This window comes from Chryseobacterium sp. SG20098 (assembly GCF_031844745.1).
Classification (GTDB): Bacteria; Bacteroidota; Bacteroidia; order Flavobacteriales; family Weeksellaceae; genus Chryseobacterium; species Chryseobacterium cucumeris.
On record NZ_CP134622.1, the window covers coordinates 4,750,234 to 4,771,179 of the forward strand.

The 20,946-nt window shown below is 33.5% G+C and carries 20 protein-coding genes and 1 pseudogene; 16 read left to right on the forward strand and 5 right to left on the reverse strand.

Annotation, left to right across the window (positions count from 1 at the left end; genetic code table 11):
- The first annotated feature begins 1 nt into the window (after window position 1).
- The 5 genes and pseudogenes from RHP76_RS21780 to RHP76_RS21795 all read left to right on the forward strand — a co-directional run bounded on the left by RHP76_RS21780 (window position 2) and on the right by RHP76_RS21795 (window position 4,258).
- Window positions 2-649, forward strand: coding sequence for a murein L,D-transpeptidase catalytic domain-containing protein (locus RHP76_RS21780; protein WP_311229051.1), 648 nt, complete (start codon window positions 2-4; stop codon window positions 647-649).
- Between the two features lie 51 nt (window positions 650-700).
- Entirely contained in the window at window positions 701-1,153 is a 453-nt protein-coding gene (locus RHP76_RS21785) for an SRPBCC family protein (protein ID WP_311229052.1), read from the forward strand.
- Between the two features lie 369 nt (window positions 1,154-1,522).
- On the forward strand, window positions 1,523-2,818 hold the full coding sequence (locus tag RHP76_RS21790; protein WP_311229053.1) for a tyrosine-type recombinase/integrase: 1,296 nt from the start codon (window positions 1,523-1,525) through the stop codon (window positions 2,816-2,818).
- Between the two features lie 581 nt (window positions 2,819-3,399).
- Window positions 3,400-3,655, forward strand: a pseudogene (locus RHP76_RS23495) (transposase).
- A gap of 243 nt (window positions 3,656-3,898) precedes the next feature.
- Entirely contained in the window at window positions 3,899-4,258 is a 360-nt protein-coding gene (locus RHP76_RS21795) for a winged helix-turn-helix transcriptional regulator (RefSeq protein WP_311228759.1), read from the forward strand.
- A 53-nt stretch (window positions 4,259-4,311) separates the two neighbouring features.
- Here RHP76_RS21795 and RHP76_RS23500 read toward each other — a convergent pair whose 3' ends face one another.
- A complete protein-coding gene (locus RHP76_RS23500) occupies window positions 4,312-4,683 on the reverse strand; it encodes a DoxX family protein (RefSeq protein WP_409193501.1) in 372 nt (123 codons plus the stop codon).
- A 650-nt stretch (window positions 4,684-5,333) separates the two neighbouring features.
- Between RHP76_RS23500 and RHP76_RS21800 the strand changes: the two genes are divergently transcribed.
- The 3 genes from RHP76_RS21800 to RHP76_RS21810 all read left to right on the forward strand — a co-directional run bounded on the left by RHP76_RS21800 (window position 5,334) and on the right by RHP76_RS21810 (window position 7,712).
- Entirely contained in the window at window positions 5,334-6,743 is a 1,410-nt protein-coding gene (locus RHP76_RS21800) for a phage tail-like protein (protein ID WP_311228760.1), read from the forward strand.
- 95 nt (window positions 6,744-6,838) lie between these two features.
- A complete protein-coding gene (locus tag RHP76_RS21805) occupies window positions 6,839-7,261 on the forward strand; it encodes a DUF4372 domain-containing protein (RefSeq protein WP_311228761.1) in 423 nt (140 codons plus the stop codon).
- Window positions 7,262-7,325: 64 nt separating this feature from the next.
- Entirely contained in the window at window positions 7,326-7,712 is a 387-nt protein-coding gene (locus tag RHP76_RS21810; RefSeq protein WP_311228762.1) for a transposase, read from the forward strand.
- A gap of 378 nt (window positions 7,713-8,090) precedes the next feature.
- Here the strand turns inward: RHP76_RS21810 and RHP76_RS21815 are convergent, their stop codons facing one another.
- Together RHP76_RS21815 and RHP76_RS21820 are read right to left on the reverse strand one after the other, a co-directional pair.
- On the reverse strand, window positions 8,091-8,363 hold the full coding sequence (locus tag RHP76_RS21815; RefSeq protein WP_311228763.1) for a hypothetical protein: 273 nt from the start codon (window positions 8,361-8,363) through the stop codon (window positions 8,091-8,093).
- 170 nt (window positions 8,364-8,533) lie between these two features.
- The gene (locus RHP76_RS21820; protein ID WP_311228764.1) at window positions 8,534-8,767 is read right to left on the reverse strand and encodes a hypothetical protein; all 234 of its coding nucleotides are present in this window, start codon (window positions 8,765-8,767) and stop codon (window positions 8,534-8,536) included.
- A 220-nt stretch (window positions 8,768-8,987) separates the two neighbouring features.
- Here RHP76_RS21820 and RHP76_RS21825 point away from each other — a divergent pair, with 220 nt between their 5' ends.
- The 5 genes from RHP76_RS21825 to RHP76_RS21845 all read left to right on the forward strand — a co-directional run bounded on the left by RHP76_RS21825 (window position 8,988) and on the right by RHP76_RS21845 (window position 14,770).
- The gene (locus RHP76_RS21825) at window positions 8,988-9,707 is read left to right on the forward strand and encodes an AAA family ATPase (protein ID WP_311228765.1); all 720 of its coding nucleotides are present in this window, start codon (window positions 8,988-8,990) and stop codon (window positions 9,705-9,707) included.
- Between the two features lie 300 nt (window positions 9,708-10,007).
- Window positions 10,008-10,574 (forward strand): hypothetical protein, encoded by a 567-nt coding sequence (locus RHP76_RS21830; RefSeq protein WP_311228766.1) that lies wholly within the window; start codon window positions 10,008-10,010, stop codon window positions 10,572-10,574.
- 823 nt (window positions 10,575-11,397) lie between these two features.
- Window positions 11,398-12,681, forward strand: coding sequence for a hypothetical protein (locus tag RHP76_RS21835; RefSeq protein WP_311228767.1), 1,284 nt, complete (start codon window positions 11,398-11,400; stop codon window positions 12,679-12,681).
- Window positions 12,682-12,909: 228 nt separating this feature from the next.
- Window positions 12,910-13,194, forward strand: coding sequence for a helix-turn-helix domain-containing protein (locus RHP76_RS21840; RefSeq protein WP_311228768.1), 285 nt, complete (start codon window positions 12,910-12,912; stop codon window positions 13,192-13,194).
- A 31-nt stretch (window positions 13,195-13,225) separates the two neighbouring features.
- Window positions 13,226-14,770, forward strand: coding sequence for a DNA primase family protein (locus RHP76_RS21845; RefSeq protein ID WP_311229054.1), 1,545 nt, complete (start codon window positions 13,226-13,228; stop codon window positions 14,768-14,770).
- Between the two features lie 65 nt (window positions 14,771-14,835).
- Here RHP76_RS21845 and RHP76_RS21850 read toward each other — a convergent pair whose 3' ends face one another.
- Window positions 14,836-14,976, reverse strand: a complete 141-nt coding sequence (locus tag RHP76_RS21850) for a hypothetical protein (RefSeq protein ID WP_311229055.1) — start codon at window positions 14,974-14,976, stop codon at window positions 14,836-14,838.
- 91 nt (window positions 14,977-15,067) lie between these two features.
- Between RHP76_RS21850 and RHP76_RS21855 the strand changes: the two genes are divergently transcribed.
- A complete protein-coding gene (locus tag RHP76_RS21855) occupies window positions 15,068-16,573 on the forward strand; it encodes a DUF6965 family protein (protein WP_311229056.1) in 1,506 nt (501 codons plus the stop codon).
- Window positions 16,574-16,726: 153 nt separating this feature from the next.
- Window positions 16,727-17,416: a hypothetical protein gene (locus RHP76_RS21860; protein WP_311229057.1), complete on the forward strand. Its 690-nt coding sequence runs from the start codon at window positions 16,727-16,729 to the stop codon at window positions 17,414-17,416.
- 62 nt (window positions 17,417-17,478) lie between these two features.
- Here the strand turns inward: RHP76_RS21860 and RHP76_RS21865 are convergent, their stop codons facing one another.
- The gene (locus RHP76_RS21865) at window positions 17,479-18,393 is read right to left on the reverse strand and encodes an IS1595 family transposase (protein ID WP_311229058.1); all 915 of its coding nucleotides are present in this window, start codon (window positions 18,391-18,393) and stop codon (window positions 17,479-17,481) included.
- 2,076 nt (window positions 18,394-20,469) lie between these two features.
- Between RHP76_RS21865 and RHP76_RS21870 the strand changes: the two genes are divergently transcribed.
- Window positions 20,470-20,943 (forward strand): T9SS type A sorting domain-containing protein, encoded by a 474-nt coding sequence (locus RHP76_RS21870; RefSeq protein ID WP_311229059.1) that lies wholly within the window; start codon window positions 20,470-20,472, stop codon window positions 20,941-20,943.
- Window positions 20,944-20,946 lie beyond the last annotated feature (3 nt).

Sequence of the window (20,946 nt, forward strand, 5' to 3'; positions counted from 1 at the left end):
TATGAAAAAGGTTTTTTGGTTTTTCACCATCTTTTGGATCTGTTCATGTTCTCAGGAAAGGAGAAATAATACAATAAGAACGGTAGAAACATCAGTAGTTGCAGAAAAGAAACCTGAAGCTGATTTTTCTAAATTAAAAATAAAAGCAGAAGAAGCCCTGAAATTCTGTGCTTCAAAGAACCTCAGCAAAGATTTCTGTATTCTCATTGATATGAGCCTTCACTCCGGCGTTAACCGTTTTTTTGTCTGGGATTTTAAGAATAATAAGATTACGAAAAAATATCTGGTAGGGCATGGTTGCGGTTCCAATTCCTGGAGTAAAGATAATTCTAAAGCCAATCCGAGTTTCAGCAATGAAGATGGAAGCCACCTTTCATCTTTAGGAAAGTATAAATTGGAAGGAAGAGGCTACAGCGATTGGGGAATCAATATAAAATACCTTATGCACGGCCTTGAAGAAACCAACAGCAATGCTTTAAAAAGATATATTGTCTTTCATTCCTGGGATCTTATGAGCGATGAGGAAGTGTTTCCTGACGGATCTCCCGAAGGATGGGGCTGCCCGACTGTTTCCAACAATGCCATGAAAGAAATTGATCCGATGATTCAGAAATCGGGAAAACCAGTACTGATGTGGATCTATAATTAAATCTTTGTCATACATTTGTTTCACAACAATCAGATAAACTGATCCGGTCTTATGAAGCATACTCTTTTCCGTGAACAACAGCTCAATTGTGATATAGAAACCGCCTGGAAGTTCTTTTCCTCCGCAAACAATCTTTCAGAAATTACTCCGAAGGATATGGGCTTCGTCGTATTAACGGAAATGGAAGATGATGAAATCTTTGAAGGAATGCTCATCGATTATTATGTTTCTCCATTATTCGGTATCAAAATGAAGTGGCAGACGGAGATCACCCACGTAGATTTTCAGAAAAGTTTCATTGATTTTCAGAAAAAAGGTCCGTACAAACTATGGAACCACTATCATGAATTTATTTCCAATAAAGAAGGCGTATTGATGAAGGATACTATAGACTATGAACTTCCCATGGGATTTTTAGGAGAAATTGTCCACGATCTTTTCGTGAAAAAGAAACTGGAACATATCTTTGATTATCGTTTCAGAATATTGAGTAAACTGTTCTAGATATTCAATAGAAACGGTTTATCATCCTGAGCTTAGATGACGGGAGCCCGTTTAGAAACGATACCCCAAATTCCACTGGCTTTAGCCGAAACTTTAACGATTCCAATTAGATTCCTACGGAATTACAGACTGCATGAATAGACTTGGCATTCTATTTGTCATTCCGTAGGTACTACAAGTTTGCAATGTGTTATTTTTCTATTTTCCTCTGAAAATGTAGTAATTTATTCGTATTCAATCTATATATGGTGTTTTTGTAATTAATCTTCATTGCAATAGGTTTTATCTCATTTCATAAATAGGCGAAAATATTGACACAAATTTTGACACATTGTTTAGTTTGAATATCTTTGTTTTAAAATATTCTATATGGCAACGGTAAAATACTATTTGCGTAGCAAAACAAAGGGCAGTGCAATACAAATTCAGTTATCAATATCGAAAGATCTTAAAATGCGAAATTCTACAGGTTTGCAGATTGATTATTCTGATTGGAGCGATAAGACTTCTCTTCCCAAACAAAACAATCCCCATAATAAAAATCTGATTGCAGAGCTTGTTGATTTAAAGAAATTTGTTTTAGAAGAATATAATAAGGATTTTTCTGGTGGTGTTCTATTTGATTCGCATTGGCTTAAAAATAAGATCAGTCTTTTTTTTGAGAGAATAGATGTAAAAACCAGCGATGATATTGTGGTCAACTACATGAAAAACTTTAACGAGCTTCGGGCATTGGCTAAGACTAAAAAGACTACCGATCACCAGTACCTTATGCTTGAGGATAAATTTTCAAGATTTCAGGAAGTTCAGAAAAAGAACTATGTATTTGCTGAGGTAGACAAACGGGTAATGCTTGAATTTAAGAACTGGCTTATGGTAAAAGACAAGTTAATGGAATCAACTGCTAACAGAACCTTAAAGAACCTGAAAACAGTATTGCTGGATGCCAGAGCAAACGGCAAGCTGCTTCACCCTCAGGTTGATAAGTTTACCATTGAGAGTGTAACCTCTATAAAAGTATTTTTAAACTTTGAGGAACTTTCAAAAATCAAAAACGCCAATATTATAGGGGAAGACTTGCTTCATGCCCGTGACTGGCTTTTAATCGGCTGTTATACGGGACAGCGTGTGAGTGATCTATTGGAGATGAACCCAACAAAAATTTTCACTAAAACAGATTCTGAAGGGGAAAGCTTCCGATTTATAGACCTTGTCCAGCGTAAGACAGGTAAAGATGTGAGCATACCCATCCATGATGAGGTTGAACAAATTCTTAAAAAGTATAGGGATCATTTTCCTCCATTATTCAGGGGTGCAACTTTAAATAGTAATGCAACCCGTTTCAACAGCCTTATTAAGAAAGTCTGTGAACTTTCCGGCATTAATCAGATTTTAAAAGGCAGGATCTATGATGACAATCTAAAACGCAATGAGATTGTAGAGACAGAAAAATATAATCTCGTCAGCACCCATATCTGCAGAAGAAGTTTTGCTACCAATTTCTACGGTGACAAAAGGTTCACCACGCCCCAGGTTATGGCTATAACAGGACACAAAACAGAAACTACCTTTTTGCAGTATATTGGAAAGACCTCATCAGACCATGCTTTGAATACAGCAAAAACTTTTAGAGAGATAAAAGAGAAGGGAGAGAAAATATCATAAAAAATGATCAGTCCTTTATCGTAATATAGTAAATATGTGCTGAGATTATGTATTTTTGGTACTAAAAAAAAATACGATGCATAAAAACACAAATATTATTGTTTTTCTTAATCGTTTGTAATTCTGAAATATGTTATAATTACAAATATCATTAAGAAGGAGCTGTGATTTGGTAGCTTTCACAAATTTGTGTCCTTTATGGCATTCAACGCTTTCTTCTCAGGCGTGAGGGTTGGAAAGATAATCATAAACGGGTGTATCGGATTTATTGTGAGGAAGGCTTTAATCTGCGTAGGAAGAAGAATAAGAGAATAAAATCTGCAAGAAACAGAAAGCCTACGGATCGTACATCTTCCATTTTACACAAATGCTGGAGCATACATTTCATGAGCAATGCCTTGTTTGATCGAAAGAGATTTAGACTTTAGTTGATAATTATGGTCGAAAATTTTTGGCTATTGAGGCGGGAATTTCCATCAAGGTAGAAACGTCACAGAAATATTAAAAAATATTACCTTTGAAAAGAATGCTTTTCCGAGCGTATAAAAATAGATAATGGTCCTGAATTTATCAGCAAAGAATTGGATAGAGGGGCTTATGAAAAAATAGAATTAGAATTTTCAAGACTGGGAAAACCTACTGAAAATGCATTTATTGAGAGTTTTAACGGTTCATTACGGGATGAGTGTCTTAATGTTCTCCTTACGAGATGCACAGCAAAAATTGGATTTTTGGAGTGATGATTACAATAAATACAAACCTCATAGCTCGCCAGGGAATTTAACGCCAAATGAATTCATCAATAACAGTCATAAAATACAAATTTCTCTATTTTAGACTGTTCCATGTATTTTTTTGGGGGAGGTCATTTGAAAGTATCGCTGCCAATCTTATGTATTCTGAATTATATCTGTTACTAAAAAATTAAATGCAAACGGTAATTTAATTTTGTTCGTATTCCTATTTCTTTTGTTATCTGAAACTTAAATACGTATTTTTGTATTACTTCAGCCCTAAATACACAATTTATTCTTTTACAATTAATTAATAGTAATGTATAAAACATTTTAGAAGTTAGATATGGAAACAAAAAAGGAAAACTCTACAAACAATGTCAATCTAAATTATCTGAATAATTATTGTGGCATTTCGTATACGCTGGTAATGATTGGTGGTAGATGGAAGATAAATATTTTAGCCTATCTTTTAAAAGAAAAGAAACTGAGATTTGGAGAGTTTAAAAATAAACTTGAAGGAATTTCCGAAAGAATGCTCATCAAAAGGCTGAAAGAATTAGAAAATGACGGATTAATAAGCAAAATCATTTACCCCCAATACCCTCGAAAAGTTGAGTACGAATTAACAATACTTGGCCAATCTCTTAAAGAAATCATCAAGTGCATGGATGAGTGGGGTGAGTCGAGGTATGACAAAACATAAAATCTCCGCTAATATAAATTGCGGTGATTTACTATTCAATAACATAACAGTTATTAAATTATTATTTTAAAATTCTTATCCAACATTAGCAGAATTACCGAACATACACACATTATTAAGGAATTATAGTAATGATTATACTCTCCATGAGCCATATGAGTAGTGAATGCAGCGATTGCAAAAGGAAATAGAAAAAGAATTCCCAAATTTCTGAATTGTGGTTTAATTAATCCCACAACAATCAATATAAAGCCAATAAACTCTAATGCACCAATCATTATTGTCCATGTTCTATTGAAACCCAGCAATTGCATACTTTTCATCATAGATTCTTTCTGAAAGATTTTGAATAATGACGCATATCCGAATACGTACAAATAATAGACATAACATACCCAATAAATTATTTTACTTACTAATTCCATTTATTAAAATTTATTTTCCAAATTTAATTACTAAAAAAAATCTAGAGAATAACGGACAAAATTGTATGTATAAGAATTTTGTAACTGTTCGTATATACATAACTGAAACATTTAAAATATTGAAATCCTAATTACAACTCAAATGAATTTCGTATTATATACTTACTTCTAATATATTGATCTAAGTGAGTGGGTAGTTTTAAGCTTCTAATGTCAAATAATTTTCCTACACTTTAGCAAAATTTCCCCAACGATAACAATGAATTTATTAGCCAAAACTATAATTTTGAATATAGCTGAAGTTAGTGAGTTTACATTCTGATTATAATAGTAATGGTATTTGTTTTGCTTTAGTTTTTATTTGTTTTGTAATTATTTTTATATGAATAATCATAGGATATGTTTTTTTTAGTAAGTTTGCTTTTTTATTTAACGAGATTATTTATATAACACTTCAATTTTAATAATGATGGTTGAGTTGAAAATGTAAATGCTTGTGAAAACTTTTTATAATAAAACAGTTATATGGATTATTATTCTTTAAAATAACTATTATGATTATCTGTTAGTTAATTTTCAAATACTGTGCAGTGATCCTTTGTCAAAATTGAATTATTAGCTAAATGATTCTAAAATTAAACTGAATGATAATGAAAAAAAATTTTATTACAGTGATTGTTCTATTTTCTCAGATAGTTTATTCACAATCTTCCGGAGTGGGCATTAATACAACCACTCCCAAAAGTACCTTTGACATAAATGGTAAAAAAGATTCTTCAGGATTAGCAGTTTCCACAGATATTGCAGGACTTCAGGCTCCGCGTCTTACAATAGCTGAGCTTACGAGTAAAGGTGATACGCTTTATGGCCCAGACCAGAAAGGAGCTATGGTTTACATTACGGATGTTTCTGGAGGAAATGTAACAGGTCAGAGATCTAATATTACTTCTGTTGGCTATTATTACTTTGATGGTTCTGCTTGGCAAAAGATGGTTACTACCACTTTACAACCGTGGCATTCCACTACTACAGGCACCGGTGAAGCTACGGTTACAGAAAATATTTATCACTCCGGTAATGTGGGGATTGGGATTACTTCTCCTGATGTCAGCGCAGCTTTGGAAGTGGCTTCTACTAACAAAGGAATTCTTATTCCAAGAGTTGCCTTAAAAGGTTCTACAGACCAAGAGACGATATCTTCTCCTACCGATGGTTTGATGGTTTACAATATGGGAACTAGTGGATTTACATTTAAGGGATTCGTATTTTGGAATGGTACAGAATGGAGATCGTTGAATAACAATCCTACTGTACTTCCTGATATTTTATCACTTAATTGTACAGATTCTTCTACTTTTCCGACAACATTTACTGCTGGAGCTGTTTATAATGGGACACTTACTGTTCCTTATATCAAAGGTAATGGAGGAACCTATTTTTCAGGAACTTCATTCTCCCAGAATGGACTTACATTTACTTTAAATCCTGGAACACTTAATTATGGTAATGGCTCCATATCCTATTCAATATCGGGAACGCCCAACTTTACCTCACCAAATACGGTATCATTTCCAATAAGCTTTTTGGGGAAAAATTGTAACGCTACAGTGGGAGAAAATGTAAGTCTTAATCCAGTTCAATACTTAAAGAAGATAGTCAGTCCAATCCCTACAACAACAGATGCTGCAGTTCAAGAAGCTACTAAAACAACTTTCGGAAATCTATCAATTAGATATGGAGGACTTGTTAATAATGTAAAAAATAGTGCGAATTCAATTCAATTAAGTCCAAGCATTACAACCCAAATGACAATATGGGGAGAATTGATTGGTAGCAGTTCTACTTCAGCTTTACTCAAGCAAACACAAGCTACAGTAAATTCTAATAACTGGATTGGATGGAATTTATCATTTAATCCTCTTGTTAGAGACCAAGGTAGAATACTAGTTTCATTGCACACTACCGGAGAAATATATCGTATTACAATACTGTGTAATGATAATATGACCAGTCCTGCTGTTTTAAGTAATCTTTCTTTTTTCATTGAGAAATTACAATAAACTAGCTTCGGTATCACTGTTGTCCGATAAAAAAGAAGCCTAATTAAAGGCTTCTTGAAATTGTCTTAATTTAGTTTTGAAAGAAATAAAATACGATGAGTAAAAGTAATCATTTTTCTACCCAATCGGTTTTCGGACAGCTGATTTCTTTAATTGATGAAGGATTGATTGGCAAAGAGGTTAAAAAATGTGATTCCGACCGCTATACCAAACGCTTTAAGACGAAAGATCATCTGATAAGTATGCTTTTTTGTTCTTTTTCAAAATGTACTTCCCTACGTGAAATATCAGGAGCAATGTTAGGTTTATCAGTTAAAATGGCGGGATTTCGGCTCAATCATATTCCCAAAAGAAGTACTTTGTATGATTATGTTTTTGATAAAGGATACAATGACTACAAGGCTTTCAAGCATTTCACATCACAAAACACAGGACTTGTAACCCGAATAAAGGATAATGCCTCGTATCTGAAAATAGAAAAATTAGATATTGAAAGTCATATTCATTCAGGGGGTTAAAAGATGAAGTCATAGAAATTGAGGTGAAAAAAGGCAAAGCAATATTAAATTAACATTGAGAAAAGTGACGTTTTATGAACGCCAAAACAAAAGAGAATTTGAATTTTTAACCAATTTGGTTGATATGCGGGCTAATTTGATTGCCGCTCTCTACAAAACAAGATGGCAAATAGAGCTTTTGTTCCAACAGCTCAAACAAAACTTTCCCTTAAAATACTTTCTGGGAGATAATGAAAACGCCATTAAAATACAGATTTACTGCGTATTGACTGTTAATGTTTTGCTTGTGGTAATTAAAAAGAGAGTCAAACGCAATTGCTCATTTTCAAATTTGGTAAGTTTTTGCAAAATCCACCTTTTCAACTATATCAATTTGATGAAATTTCTGGAAAACCCAGAAAAAGACTTGCAAATAGAGCGGCTAGAATCTGAACAGCTTACACTTTTTTGATAGCTTGTTTTTAGAAATTGTAAAATGTAAAAATACAACAAATTGATAATCAATGTTTTGTAAAATTAAAAAAATGAAAATTTAAATTTTATCGGACAATAGTGCTTCGGTATAAATAAAGTTTAAAAATAAATGTCTGTTATTTATTTTTGTGAGTTGAGTTTTTTTGAGAGAAACAATAAACATTTAAGAAGCTGGCAAGAAAAGTTAAATATTGCGTGTTAGGTAGTGTTCCTTAATTTGGATATATATAGCTGTTTTTATTAATAATTTTATATTCTAATTTTTTCTGACACAGAGCTTATCTGGACTTTATTTTTTGAAACTTTTTCATAGCAATCACAATGAAAGCTAGATAATTAAACTCTATTCGGCTTGTTATTGAAGTGTCAAACCTTTTAAGTATTGATCTGAAGATATCCAGTAAGGCATTTGTTCTTTGGATAGCATATCGTTCTTTGTATAATTGATGATCAAAATAATAATCATTATATATTTATGAGTTTTTTTATTATTAGGAATATTGGCTATTATTCCAAAATTGAAAGCTTTTTTACGTAAATTTTCAGCATCAAATCCTGCATCAAAATTCAGGGAAATCCCATTCAATGGGAATAGCTGATTGATGTAAAAAATCTGTGATCTGCTCAAAATGTTTTTCAATAGTAAAAAGATTGTTATTATTTCTACAAATAGGTATTGACATAGCTAAGTGCAAACTGTTTCTATCAGTCAGATATATAGCATTGGTTGTTTCCGTTTTTTCCTACCCTGATAACCAACTGCTTCATCACCAAGCAAGGCTGTTGTGTGGCTACCATCTACATCTCCACTGGATAAATCAATTTTTGATTTGTTCTTTTGTAAAGTACTACTCCAACAGGCTTTTCATCTTCTTGCTTTACACCATTTACGATAATATCCAAAGACTTTTTATAATGAAGAACTTCTTTGCTTAATAACTGAAGTATAGGTAAAAGATACCATTCAATACCTGTTTTTAAGCTTATATAAAATACTATTAATAATACCACAGAGATGTACTTTGAATTCAAACCCTCTTTTTTCAACAGAAATATAAGGTAAGATCTCTAATTCTATTGTATATTTGCTCAGTACTTTGTAAAATAAGTGAGATTTTTATTTCAAACTTGTGAACAAAATTTTATTAAAATTCAAGACGATTTATAAAATTTTATAGTGCCAAGGAAAATGATTTAAGATATTTGCATAATTTTTGTAGTTAAATTAAAAACTAATGTTAAGAATTACACTATGCTTTATTTATCAAGAATTTATCTAAAAGAAGAATGTCCTAAAGCCTTTCCTTTCAATCTTACTTTTTTGAAAGACGGATTAAATATTAAACTAAACAAGAGTGTCACATTTTTTGTTGGTGAAAACGGAATAGGAAAATCTACTTTATTAGAAGCTATTGCTGATAAATGTAATTTTAACCTGTCTGGAGGTAGTCGAAATCATAATTACAATTTCCACAAAACTGAATCCCAATTATCAGAATATCTTACACTGTCTTGGAAAATTAAAACTGGACAAGGCTTTTTTATGAGAGCAGAAAGCTTTTTTAATTTTTCAACATATATTGACAAGATTGCTGAAGAAGACAAGCAGATTTTAGACGCATATGGAGGGAAATCACTACATCACAGGTCTCATGGTGAAGCATTTTTAGCTTTGTTTCATAATCATTTTCAAAAGGGAATTTATATTCTTGACGAACCAGAAGCAGCTTTGTCTCCACAAAGACAACTTTCATTACTATCAATCATACATAAACTTGAGAAAACAGGTAAAGCTCAGTTTATTATTTCTACACATTCCCCTATTCTGATGAGTTATCCTAAAGCTGATATTTTCTTATTGGATGAAAATATTCAACTTGTAAACCATAAAGATACTGAACATTATCAAATAACAAAAAGTTTTTTAGAATCACCTGAAATTTATTTCCGTCATTTATTTGATCATATTTAGATGGCAATTTTCGCGAGAGGCAGAAAAATTCAATCTTGTAAGCTCCCATATTTGCATAAGAAATTTTGCTACTAATTTCTAGGAGATAAAAGATTTACCAACCCACAGTAATGGCTATTAAAGGACACAAAACAGAAAGAACGTTTTTATCCTATATTGGTAAGACATCTTCAGACCATGCTTTACAAACAGCAAAAACATTTCGTGAAATATCACAACAAAAAATATCATAAAAATGAGTAGTCCCTTATCGTAAGTATTTGGTGAGATTATGTATTTTTGGTACTGAAAAAAAATACGATGCATAAAAACACAAATATTATTGTTTTGCTTAATCATTTAGGCAGTATCGGTGAAGTTGATTTACAATATATAGAAGAACAGTTTACGGATTTACCCATTGTCCTTAAAGAGACTAGATCTGACAAAGAATATAATGCCAATTTTGAAGACTTCTCCCTTCAGGTATTTTATAGTTTTTCATCTCCCTTTTTGGCTGCACTGATCTATCATGAAAAAAGCCTTGAGATTTGGAAGTCCTTCAAAACCGTTTTATCCTATACCCGCAATAAGATAAAGTATGAAATCTATTCTCAGCAAAAGAAGGACATTCCCATATTAAAACCTATTACCTTTGGTCTTCACGTGGTTATGGATAACAATACAAGCTATAATTTTGAATTAAGCAAAATATGTAGTGAAAAGCTTTTCGATGTGTCACTGGATAGAATCTTAACTTTTTTATCTGATCAGTCTTCCAATGAAAAATATGAGCTGCCGTTGTATGTAAGATTTTCAACTGAAAAAAGAGAATGGGAAGCAGAAACTTTTGAAGAGTATCTTTTAAGAAAAAGCAGGAGCAACTGAAAGAAAAGTACTTATCCCAATAGAGATAAGGCGCTTCTTAAGATATAGAGATTCTGGTATACATCCCAAAATTTCAATAGTTACTTTACAGGAATCTTCTTTTACGGTGCTGCGAACCCCAGAAAAACGCTAGCCACAGATTTTTTTTAAGGTGGTCAGTTGCCATTACTGCAATATAAAAACGTAGCACTCATAGGGTTTTATGAGAATATGAGTTGTTTTTTGGTGGTCATTAGGTTTCCATTAAAGATACAGGTATTTATGGAAAACAGAAAAGTAATGCCAATACTGATTTTTTGAAAAATCCATCTACAAGGAATAAAAAAGATTATTAGAGAGATATTTATTGCTTAGTATATAATTTTTTAATAATCAGTATTTTGGATTTGTTACAGGCCTTTTGCGTGACGGATGTGACGGAAGTGACGGAAGTGACGCTGAAAAAACAAAAATATTTTTCATTGAAAGTTGTACAGTCAGAAAGAAATTAAGTGTAAAAAAAGATTGTTTTTGATCTACACATCTACACCTCTGATTTGTAATTGATTGTTATTTAGCACATTATGTCTTTAAAGGTGAAGTAGGTGTAGCAGGTGAAGCAAGAAAACAAAAAATATTTTTCTCGGAAAAAAATTATTGGAGTTACTCAAGTTATTCTCTAAAAAACATTTTTATCATCTATACTGCTTACTGCCCACTAAAATTACTCTTTCAATTCTTTTTCTTTTTTGGACTCCGAAAACTCACACTTTTGAAATAAAATTATTTTGCGACATACTTTGTCGTGTTAGCTTTTTACCTTGGTTTTCCCAAATTATAAATTATGGAAGTTCCATTGTATGAAAGTCTGGAAGATTTCAAAGACAATTATCTGGCAGATTTCTCCTTTCAGGCGGAAGTAAGTATTTTGAAGTACCTCTCTATGTTAAAAAAGAGGTACAATACGTATATTGAAAAATGTAAGAGTCTGCACGAGAAGGGAGATTCCAACCTTTTCACCTTATTTGATATGATAGGAGAGCTGGAATCCCTTCTACCTTATCAAAGTTCATTCATCCTTAAAAATGATCTTCTGGAAAAGTTTAATCCCAGAGGATATACTTATGATGACTTTATCATAAATCCAAAGCTTCTGGGAGAATGTGTTGATTTTGGAAATATCCGGGAGGATGAGTGGGAAGAACTCTATAAGAAGATTCGTGATTTGTTTATGCTAAAAAAAACAATTTCCTATAAACAGACCCTTTTTTCAGAAAGAATGGAAAACTTTTATCAGATTATAGCCTTCATAGATGAGCAGATAGAACTTGAAAAAACTCTACTGCTGAGGTTTGAGGATCTAACTAAAAAATCAAATGCGGATAAGAATATTGATTTAAACAGCTGGGAACTTTTTAATCATATCAGATATAATGATGTAGGCTATCTGGAAAGAAGCCGATATTTAAAAGATATTACAGAGAACTACCACCCTGACCTTTTGAAATCCCTTTTAAAAGACCTTGAATTTTATCTTTTCATTGAAAAGGATCAGAAAGAGGCTGAATATGATTCGGATGAGATCGCTCAGGCTATTAAAGAACGTGAAGCTAAAGACCTTCCTGTTCCCCGCTTAGATATAAGACCTGAGCATCTTTTTACAGATCGGCAGAAAGAAATCAGGGAAACCCATACAAAAGAGAACGGCGAAAAAGAAACGGTTTGTATTGATTTGGAAAGCTTACTATTTCCGTTTGAATTTTTCTCTTTGTATGAATTCCAGCGCAGCATCATAAGAAAGATTAAAGAACTCTCTCCACAGGAAAAAGAACCTCAGGCCGATATAGATATTTCAGAACTGAAGACCAGTAAAACCCAAAGTATAGCCTTACTGCATCATACCGGAATCCTGGACTTTTTAAGAACCCAATATCCCACCTTATCAGATCGTCAGCTGGCAGGCTTTTTTGAGTTTCTGACTAAGGAGCCTATCACAGTAAGAAATCAGAGCAGTCAGTTTACACGTGATAAAAAATCTGTTAAATATCCTATCAAAAATAAAAAAGATATAGAAGATCTGGACAGGCTGCTGGTTTCGTTTGGAATGAAAGAGAGACGAATTTTGTAAAGAAATTGAGTGCGGAAAAAGTAAGGGAAAAGTGCGGAAAAATAAAAAGTGGAATTAAAAAGCGTATTCTGAGAAGTGAAAAATAAAAATTCAATATCTTCATAAGTTATTGTAAATAAGTGAATTGAAAATTATTTATAGGTCTAAAAACAAGGGTGCGGAAAATTAAATTTTTTCCGCATTTTTTCCTCACTCACCTTTGTTTCATAAAATTTAAGACAATTATTTATGAAACAGTTACAGTTTATTGGTATGCAGCCCTATGATTTAATCCAGGAAATGAGAAGAGAGCTTATTCCTGATATTAAAAGAGAACTTAAAGAGGAATTTCAGCCTAAAGAACCCACCGTGTATTTAACCCGTCAAGAGGTCTGTGATCTTCTTTCTATTGATATGAGTACCCTTCACCGCTGGCGTAAGGATGGAGTTCTTATTGCTTACGGTCTTGGGAACCGGATTTATTTCAAAAGAAATGAGATAGAGACGCTTATTGAAAAAAACAGACTGAAGTAAGCGCGTTATTCATCTTTAAAAATCTTTCATAATGAAATTAAATCCTGTATTTGATGACCTGAATGATCCTGCTACGATCATTAATCATGTTCGGGGGCTGGTAGAGAAAAGCCGGGAGAAAGTCCCCCACGCTGAAATTCTGGAAAAGCTGAAAGAAGAGTTTGAAGAGCTGGACTTTATGCTTCTGGTATTTCCACAGGTAGAGAAGCTCCGGGGAGAATTGGAAAAGCTTCCCAGGGAAAGTGAGAAGGCTAACCTCATCCGTAAAGCACTCTCACAGTTAAAACTGAACCAAAAGCACTACCTGGTACTCTCCATTGAGCACGTGATACGGCTTGCAGAAAAGAACCGCTGGGGCTTATGTAAAAATAATGACTTTATTTATCTCTACAATGGTGCATTCTGGGATGAAATTGACAAGGAACATTTTCAGAAGTTTTTGGGTGAATCTTCAGAACAGATGGGAGTTCCGAAATACTCAGCCCGGTTTTACCAATTCCGGGAACAGCTTTTTAAGCAGTTTCTTTCTACTGCTTATCTGCCTACTCCTAAGATGAGTAAAGATAAAGTACTGATTAATTTACAAAACGGAACATTTGAAATAAGTCCCAATGGTACAAACTTAAGACCCTTTAACCGATCGGATTTTATGACCTATCAGCTGCCTTTCAGCTACGATCCTTATGCACAGGCCCCTTTATTTGAGGCATACTTAAATAAAGTGCTGCCGGATACGGAAAGACAACAAGTTTTAGCAGAGTATCTGGGTTTTGTATTCATTAAGCATGGAAGCAATGTCTTAAAGGAAGAAAAAGCATTGATACTCTATGGAACAGGAGCCAATGGAAAGAGCGTGTTTTTTGAGATTGTGGGTGCTTTGTTAGGAGAACAGAATGTAAGCAGCTATTCACTACAGAGCCTTACCAATGATAACGGATATTTCAGGGCGAAGATTGCTAATAAGCTGGTGAACTATGCCAGTGAAATTAACGGAACCCTGGAAGCTTCCATATTCAAGCAGTTGGTTTCCGGTGAACCTGTAGAAGCCAGACTTCCTTATGGACAGCCTTTTACCTTAAAACAGTATGCTAAGCTGATCTTTAATTGCAATGAGCTTCCTAAAGATGTGGAACATACCAATGCTTATTTCAGGAGATTTTTAATTATTCCTTTTGATGTAACGGTTCCACCGGAAGAGCAGGATAAAAACCTGCATACCAAAATTATTGAGAACGAACTCTCAGGAGTCTTTAACTGGGTACTGGAAGGATTGAACAGATTATTGGAACAGAAAAGATTTTCAGATTGTCAGGCAGCTCAAAAAGCGGTTGAGCGGTACAGAATGGAAAGTGACAGCGTACAGATGTATTTAAGTGAATATAATTACAGCATTTCTGTGATAAAGGAAATTCCATTACAGGAGATGTACAAAGAATACAAGTATTTCTGCGAGGATAACGGATTTAAAGCCTGTTCACTTAGAACCTTTGCTGATCGATTAAGAAACTCAGGATACCAGACAGCACGCAGAAAGTATGGAACCATTATAAACGCAGAAAAAAAAGATTGTTTTTGATCTACACCATCTTCACCTGCTACACCTTTTATTTGTAATTGACTGTTATTTAATTTGTTATATTTTCAGGGTGAAGCAGGTGTAGCAGGTGAAGCAAGAAAAACAAAAATATTTTTAGTGAAAATTAACCATTCAGATAAAGAATTAAGTGCATAAAAAAAAGATTGTTTTTGATCTACACCATCTTCACCTGCTACACCTTTCATTTGTAATTGATTGTTATTTAGTATATTATGTTTTCAGGGTGAAGCAGGTGTAGCAGGTGAAGCAAGAAAAACAAAAAATATTTTTATCGAAATGAAAACCGAATATTTGTATATCCTAGAGAAAGGGAGCAAAAAATTTCCCTGTCCTGAGTGCGAAAAAAGAAGCTTTGTGAGGTATATAAATACAGAGACCAGAGAATATCTGCCTAAAGATTATGGACGCTGTGACCGTGAGAGTAAGTGTGCTTATCACCTTAATCCTTATCTGGATGGATATGCGGCAATAATACAGGAAGAGAAGCAACGAGCTGCCGGAGTTACTACAGTAAATACTGTAAAACAGAAATATATTTACTCAAGGCGAAGACATTTGAATTCCTTCAAAGCTCATCCAGGGACAAAGACTGTTTACTTTGATTTTGAAACGTTTAAAGCGACATTAAAGCCTGAAGGCTATGAGCAAAATCTTTTTATTCAAAATCTATTATCTCAGATAAAATTCCCCTTTGAAGCAGATGAGGTTACAAAAGTTATAGAGCTTTACAGACTGGGAACCATTACGGAAGGATACAGAGAGGGAGCCGTTACCTTTCCTTTTATTGATATACAGGGCAATATCAGGACAGTACAGGTCAAAGAGTTTGATATGGATAATCATACCAAGAGAACTGATTTTTTACATTCTATATTGGAAAAGAATTGTATCAGGAATACAGAACCTTTGCCAGAATGGTTAAAAGCCTATGCCAGTAATGAGAAAAAGGTTTCGTGTTTATTTGGAGAAGATCTTTTAAAGAAATATCCGTTTAATCCGGTTGCACTCGTAGAAGCTCCAAAGACAGCTGTATATGGAAGCTTATATTTTGGATTCCCTGAAGAGAGTTCCCAGAACCTCATCTGGCTGGCGGTCTACAATAAAAGCAGTTTTTCATTCGATAAGCTGAAGGTATTACAGGGAAGAGAGGTATATGTATTCCCTGACGTGTCAAAAGATGGGAGCACTTTCAGGGAGTGGAAAAGAAAAGCAGATGAATTCGAAAAACAGTTACCTGGAACACATTTCATTTTTTCTGATCTATTGGAGTATTTAGTACCTGATAATGATAAAAGTAAAGGCTATGATCTTGCAGATTATTTAATACAAAAGGATTGGCGGTTGTTTAAAAAGCAGACCCTACGAATCAAAACAGAATCTCATCCAGAGTCAAGGTGTGAAAGTAAATCTGAAGGTCAATCAGAAAAGATCATAACCATTACAAAAAATCAAAACGATGAAGCACAAGCTATAAAATTGGATGAAGCTTCCAACCCACCTGCAAAAGCTAAGTTACTTTTAGAGAGTCATAAAAAACCTTATGAGAAGAAATTTAGGAAATATTCTGAAACATGGGATAAAGAGATTCAGGCACTTGAAAATTTCTTTACTGAGGCAGAAACCCCAGATCACCCCATCAAATTTAATACGTACAGCAATATTTCAGATGTTTCAAAATTTATTAAAAGTCATCTTTCAGTGGTAAGGGCTAATAATGGAAACCCTATATTTTTACCTTACCTCAGCAGATTACAGCAGCTCAAAGACAGAATAGGAGGGTAACCAAATTAACAGGAGTAAAGGAAGTAATAAACCAGGAACCGTTATAAATTTATTAATACAAAAATATTTGTTTTTTTTCTGCGTCACATCCGTCACATTCGTCACGGAATTTATTTAAGTAATTAAAAATCAATAAATTAAAAAGAAAAAAATATGAGTACCAATAGAAAATCCACTACAAAAAATAGTGAAGGTTTACAAAAGTTAACAGAATCGGAAAAGAAAATTAAGAATATCTTTACTTTAGAAAAAGTCACTCCAAAAGATATTGAACACTTTACGCCTCAGGAAATGGATCAGTTTAATGAGGCATTGGGAAAGAAAATGAATGGACTTCAGGGGCCTGCTTACGGTCAATTTTACGAACAGTTTGAAGAAGTATTACAATCTGGCACTAAAAACCAGCTTTGGGAGTTTAACCACCAGACCATTATGTGGGCTATATCAACATTAACGAAAGAAACGTGCAATTTTCCTCCTGTTAACCTGATTGCTGTAAAAACAGGATTAAGCAGGACAACGATCTATAAGCACATCAATTCATTTAAAGAACACCGCTCTTACAAAGGACAAAAACAGGCTGTAGAGCTTATGGCAGATAAAATCCTTTGGCAGATGTATTCACTCGCTAATGATGGAGACGTAAAAGCAGCAAGACTCTTTTTGGAAGTAGCCGGAAAATTAGGGAAGTCTGGCAGCCTTCAACCTCTGAAAAATCAAAACAATTATATTCAGATCAATAATACCACCCTTAATCAGCAGGTATTGCAGCAGCTCTCTACAGAACAGCTCAATGCTATTGAGGGGATTTTAAAAACAATCGAAGTAAAAGAAACAGATTAGACCATTCTTTTGCAAAAAATCAGGTTCTGTTTTTAAGGATAATATTATAAATGAATGTCCGTTTATTTGCCTAATCCTGTAATATTAGCAATAATGAGCCTATCAAACAATTTTTCTCCAAAATATCTTCGATTCAGCTTATAAACAAACTCATTTAAGTACAATTGAAGGTATTTTCTTTTTATTTTATGATAATTTCCTAGAAGATTTCTTTTGGCATTGCTTATTGCAATATGGACCCATTTTAAAGTTTCTTTCGTAGTTTCTTTTGAGCTTTTTTCCATCACGTGAAGTTCTACAAAATCTGCAATATCAACATACGATGTACTTTTATCCGTAAACACGATACTTTGATTATCAATTGATTCTTGAATAATTTCGTTAATTTCTTCTGAATCATGCCCTTGCAAAACCTTGGCTTTAAAGAAACGAACGTGCTTTTCCTTTTTGCCTGTTTCAACATCTTCCAAAAGGGTACTTTCTGCCATCATTGCAACATTCTGTTTTCCTACAGCTCCTTTTCCACGAATCCCTTTTTCCTGTTCTATTTCGCTGGATTCTACTGTGTAATAGGCTTCATCAAATTCAATCATTCCTTCCAATGTGTACATAGAATCACGGTTTCCCATAGCGGTTCTTAATTTGTGAACCATAGACCAAACTGGTTCATATCTTTTTAATCCCAGTTGTTTTTGAATCTCTTTTGCCGAAAACCCTTTCTTAGTAGCACTCATTAAAAACATGGCTTTGTACCAAACTAAAAAGGACAATTTTGAAAACTCCATAATCGTTCCTTTTCGCAGAGAGGTTCGGTATTTACAGTTTTTACACTCATAACTCCACTTATCTTTCTTCCAGTAATGATCTTTACTGTTACATTTATTACAAATAACACCTTGCAAATCTCTCTGTTCTTTAAAATGAGTTCTGCAATCTTCTTCTGTACCAAAATGAGCTGTAAAACTAAATAAATTCATCGTTATTTATTTGACTAACACAAAGATAATAAATATTAGGCAATTTTACGGATATTCATTTATTATATATTTGAATTAAGAAAGTTTTTAATTTTTTTCATTTAAAATGGATTTTTGAAAGTTGCAGTCTTCCGCTATGTGGGAGACTTTTTATTGCAAAAAGATTTTTGAAGTGTCAGAAACGATGCCTAAATATTTTATCCGTGTTTTTAGAGTCATACATATATAGAAAAATAACGCATTGTGGTTCACTGTGATCCGCAAACTGAACCACAAATTACAACTTCAGTAATCTATAATATTGCCGAGTTTTCTTACTCAAAAAAATAGCCAATAAAGAATAAAGATCACAACCATAAACTATATAAAAATAGATTCTGAATTATAAAGAATTGTAAATCTACCCGGTTTTCTTACCCGGTAAAAAATACGTTCCTTATTGTCATAAAATCATTAAGGATATTATGTAGCACAAACAAAAAACAGCATAGGTATCCCGTCGTTAAACAACGGGAAAACGACAGTATTTTTGATAATCACCTTCCATTAAACGGAAGAGAACCGAAAAAAGAGGACTATTTTTCCGGCTAAATAATCCAGCCGATCAAACGGCAGGAAAACGGCATACCTTTATCCGTGATAGTTAGAGAACAGTTCTAAAAACATTTGACTTTTTTGACAGGGGGCTTCCCTGAGATTAAAAACAGGAAAATAGATGTAAAACCCTCTGTTAATGAAAAGAAGCTGGTAGAAACCACATTTAAAAAAGTGTCTGAGAATTACCATTTATTACTGTTTTACTAACATTTTAAAGCTGAAAACAGGAATAGAATTGCTTTTAATGCCCAGATAATTCTTATTCTCTGACAAAACCTAGATTTGCTTATCTTTGATGCGAACTTATTTATTTTTCAACTAACTTTATTATTTCATTATTGCCGGAGACTTAATTGATCTTCGGCAGTTTTTTTGTTGCGTTCTAATGTTCCTTAATAATTTAGGTTTGTGATCAGTCATAAAAATAGCCTAAAATTAGACCTAAGCCGATTTTCTCCCTATCGCTTCGCGTGTACAGGAAACAAGAAATAAAAATCCATAATTGAATATTCCACTATCTGTTCACGCATAAGAATATAAGAAATGGTACGTCACATTTATCGTTCTATATTTTATATTCCCCTCAATTCTGCCGTTTTCTTTATTTTCTGATTTCTCCTTATTAATAAATGTTTTTACGGAGTTTCTTGATGTCTCTACGTGCGTGAGGAATCGTACCCGTTTCGATAGAATTTTAATTTTACGGTTTTCCTCACCTATGGTTGAAAAAATATTTATATCTTAGTTGCAGATTTTAACGGAAAAAATATAAAGCATAGCTTTATTCTTGTAAGAGAAAACTGGTAATTTTTAAACACACAGGAATGAGCAATGTTTACGCTTGGCGTGAACTTGTTTATTTGTGTGTAGGTATACCAGTACCGCTCTTACGATAGACTTGGCTTCACGCCTTTTCTATTGTGTCAAGTTCTGCTTCTATAATTTCATTCTGTTTTTGTTGATTTATGCATATTATAATATAATGCGTCACGTTTTGTCGCCGTGTTGTGATAGCTTTGTATTAGCAATAAAATAAAATATTTAAAACCAACAGACTATGAAAACACACGAGTTATCGGGCTAAAATTAGCCCCCTCCGTAAAAACCCTGATATGAAATACCGTGATTTCACGGATTACAGATTTCTTATACATTGTGTAAGTTCGCCTATATAAAAACAATAACAAATGAGAGAAAAGAAATTCAGTTTTTACACTTAATTTCTTGTATGCACGATATAAGGAATTCCTTTATTTCTTTTGTGTAGGGCTTTAATGCCTTTAGGTCTCCCAAGACTGCCTATTTTGATACCCTGATTTTTACTCAGGCTATACCGTTACACCCAAAAACAAAATGTATGAAAACATTCTATCTGTCAGGATAAACTTTTCCTGTCGCATGAAAAGCCGTTAAATACGCTATTAATCTCATTTATTGGGATTGCTAGATCTAATTTCAATTTTTTAAAGAAAAAAACAAATGAAAAAACTTTATTTAAGTGCATTTCTTGTATGCACTATGCTCAGTACACTCAGTGCTCAGCAAACCGAAGTCTACTTCAAGTATGACGAGGCAGGCAATCAAAAATACCGGGGACCTGATTCCGCAGCTAAACAGGCTCCTGAAAACTTGTCAAAAACTGAATCTAAAACATCCTCTTTAGCAGGCTCCCAGATAATGGATGAAAAAACATTCTGGAAACAGATCCGTCTTTACCCGGTTCCGGTAAATGATTTTTTGACTATCGACTGGACTGAGGAAACTGACAATCTGATAGAATCAGTATCACTCTATCAGCATAGTACAGTCCACTGGAAATTTCAGCAGCAAAATATTCCCGGACTTAACAGGCAGTTAAAAATCAATATGACTGGTTTTGATTGGGGGATATATGTTCTGCGCTTTACCCTTAAAGACGGTAGAATTTTTAGTAAAAACATCACTAAAAGATAATCG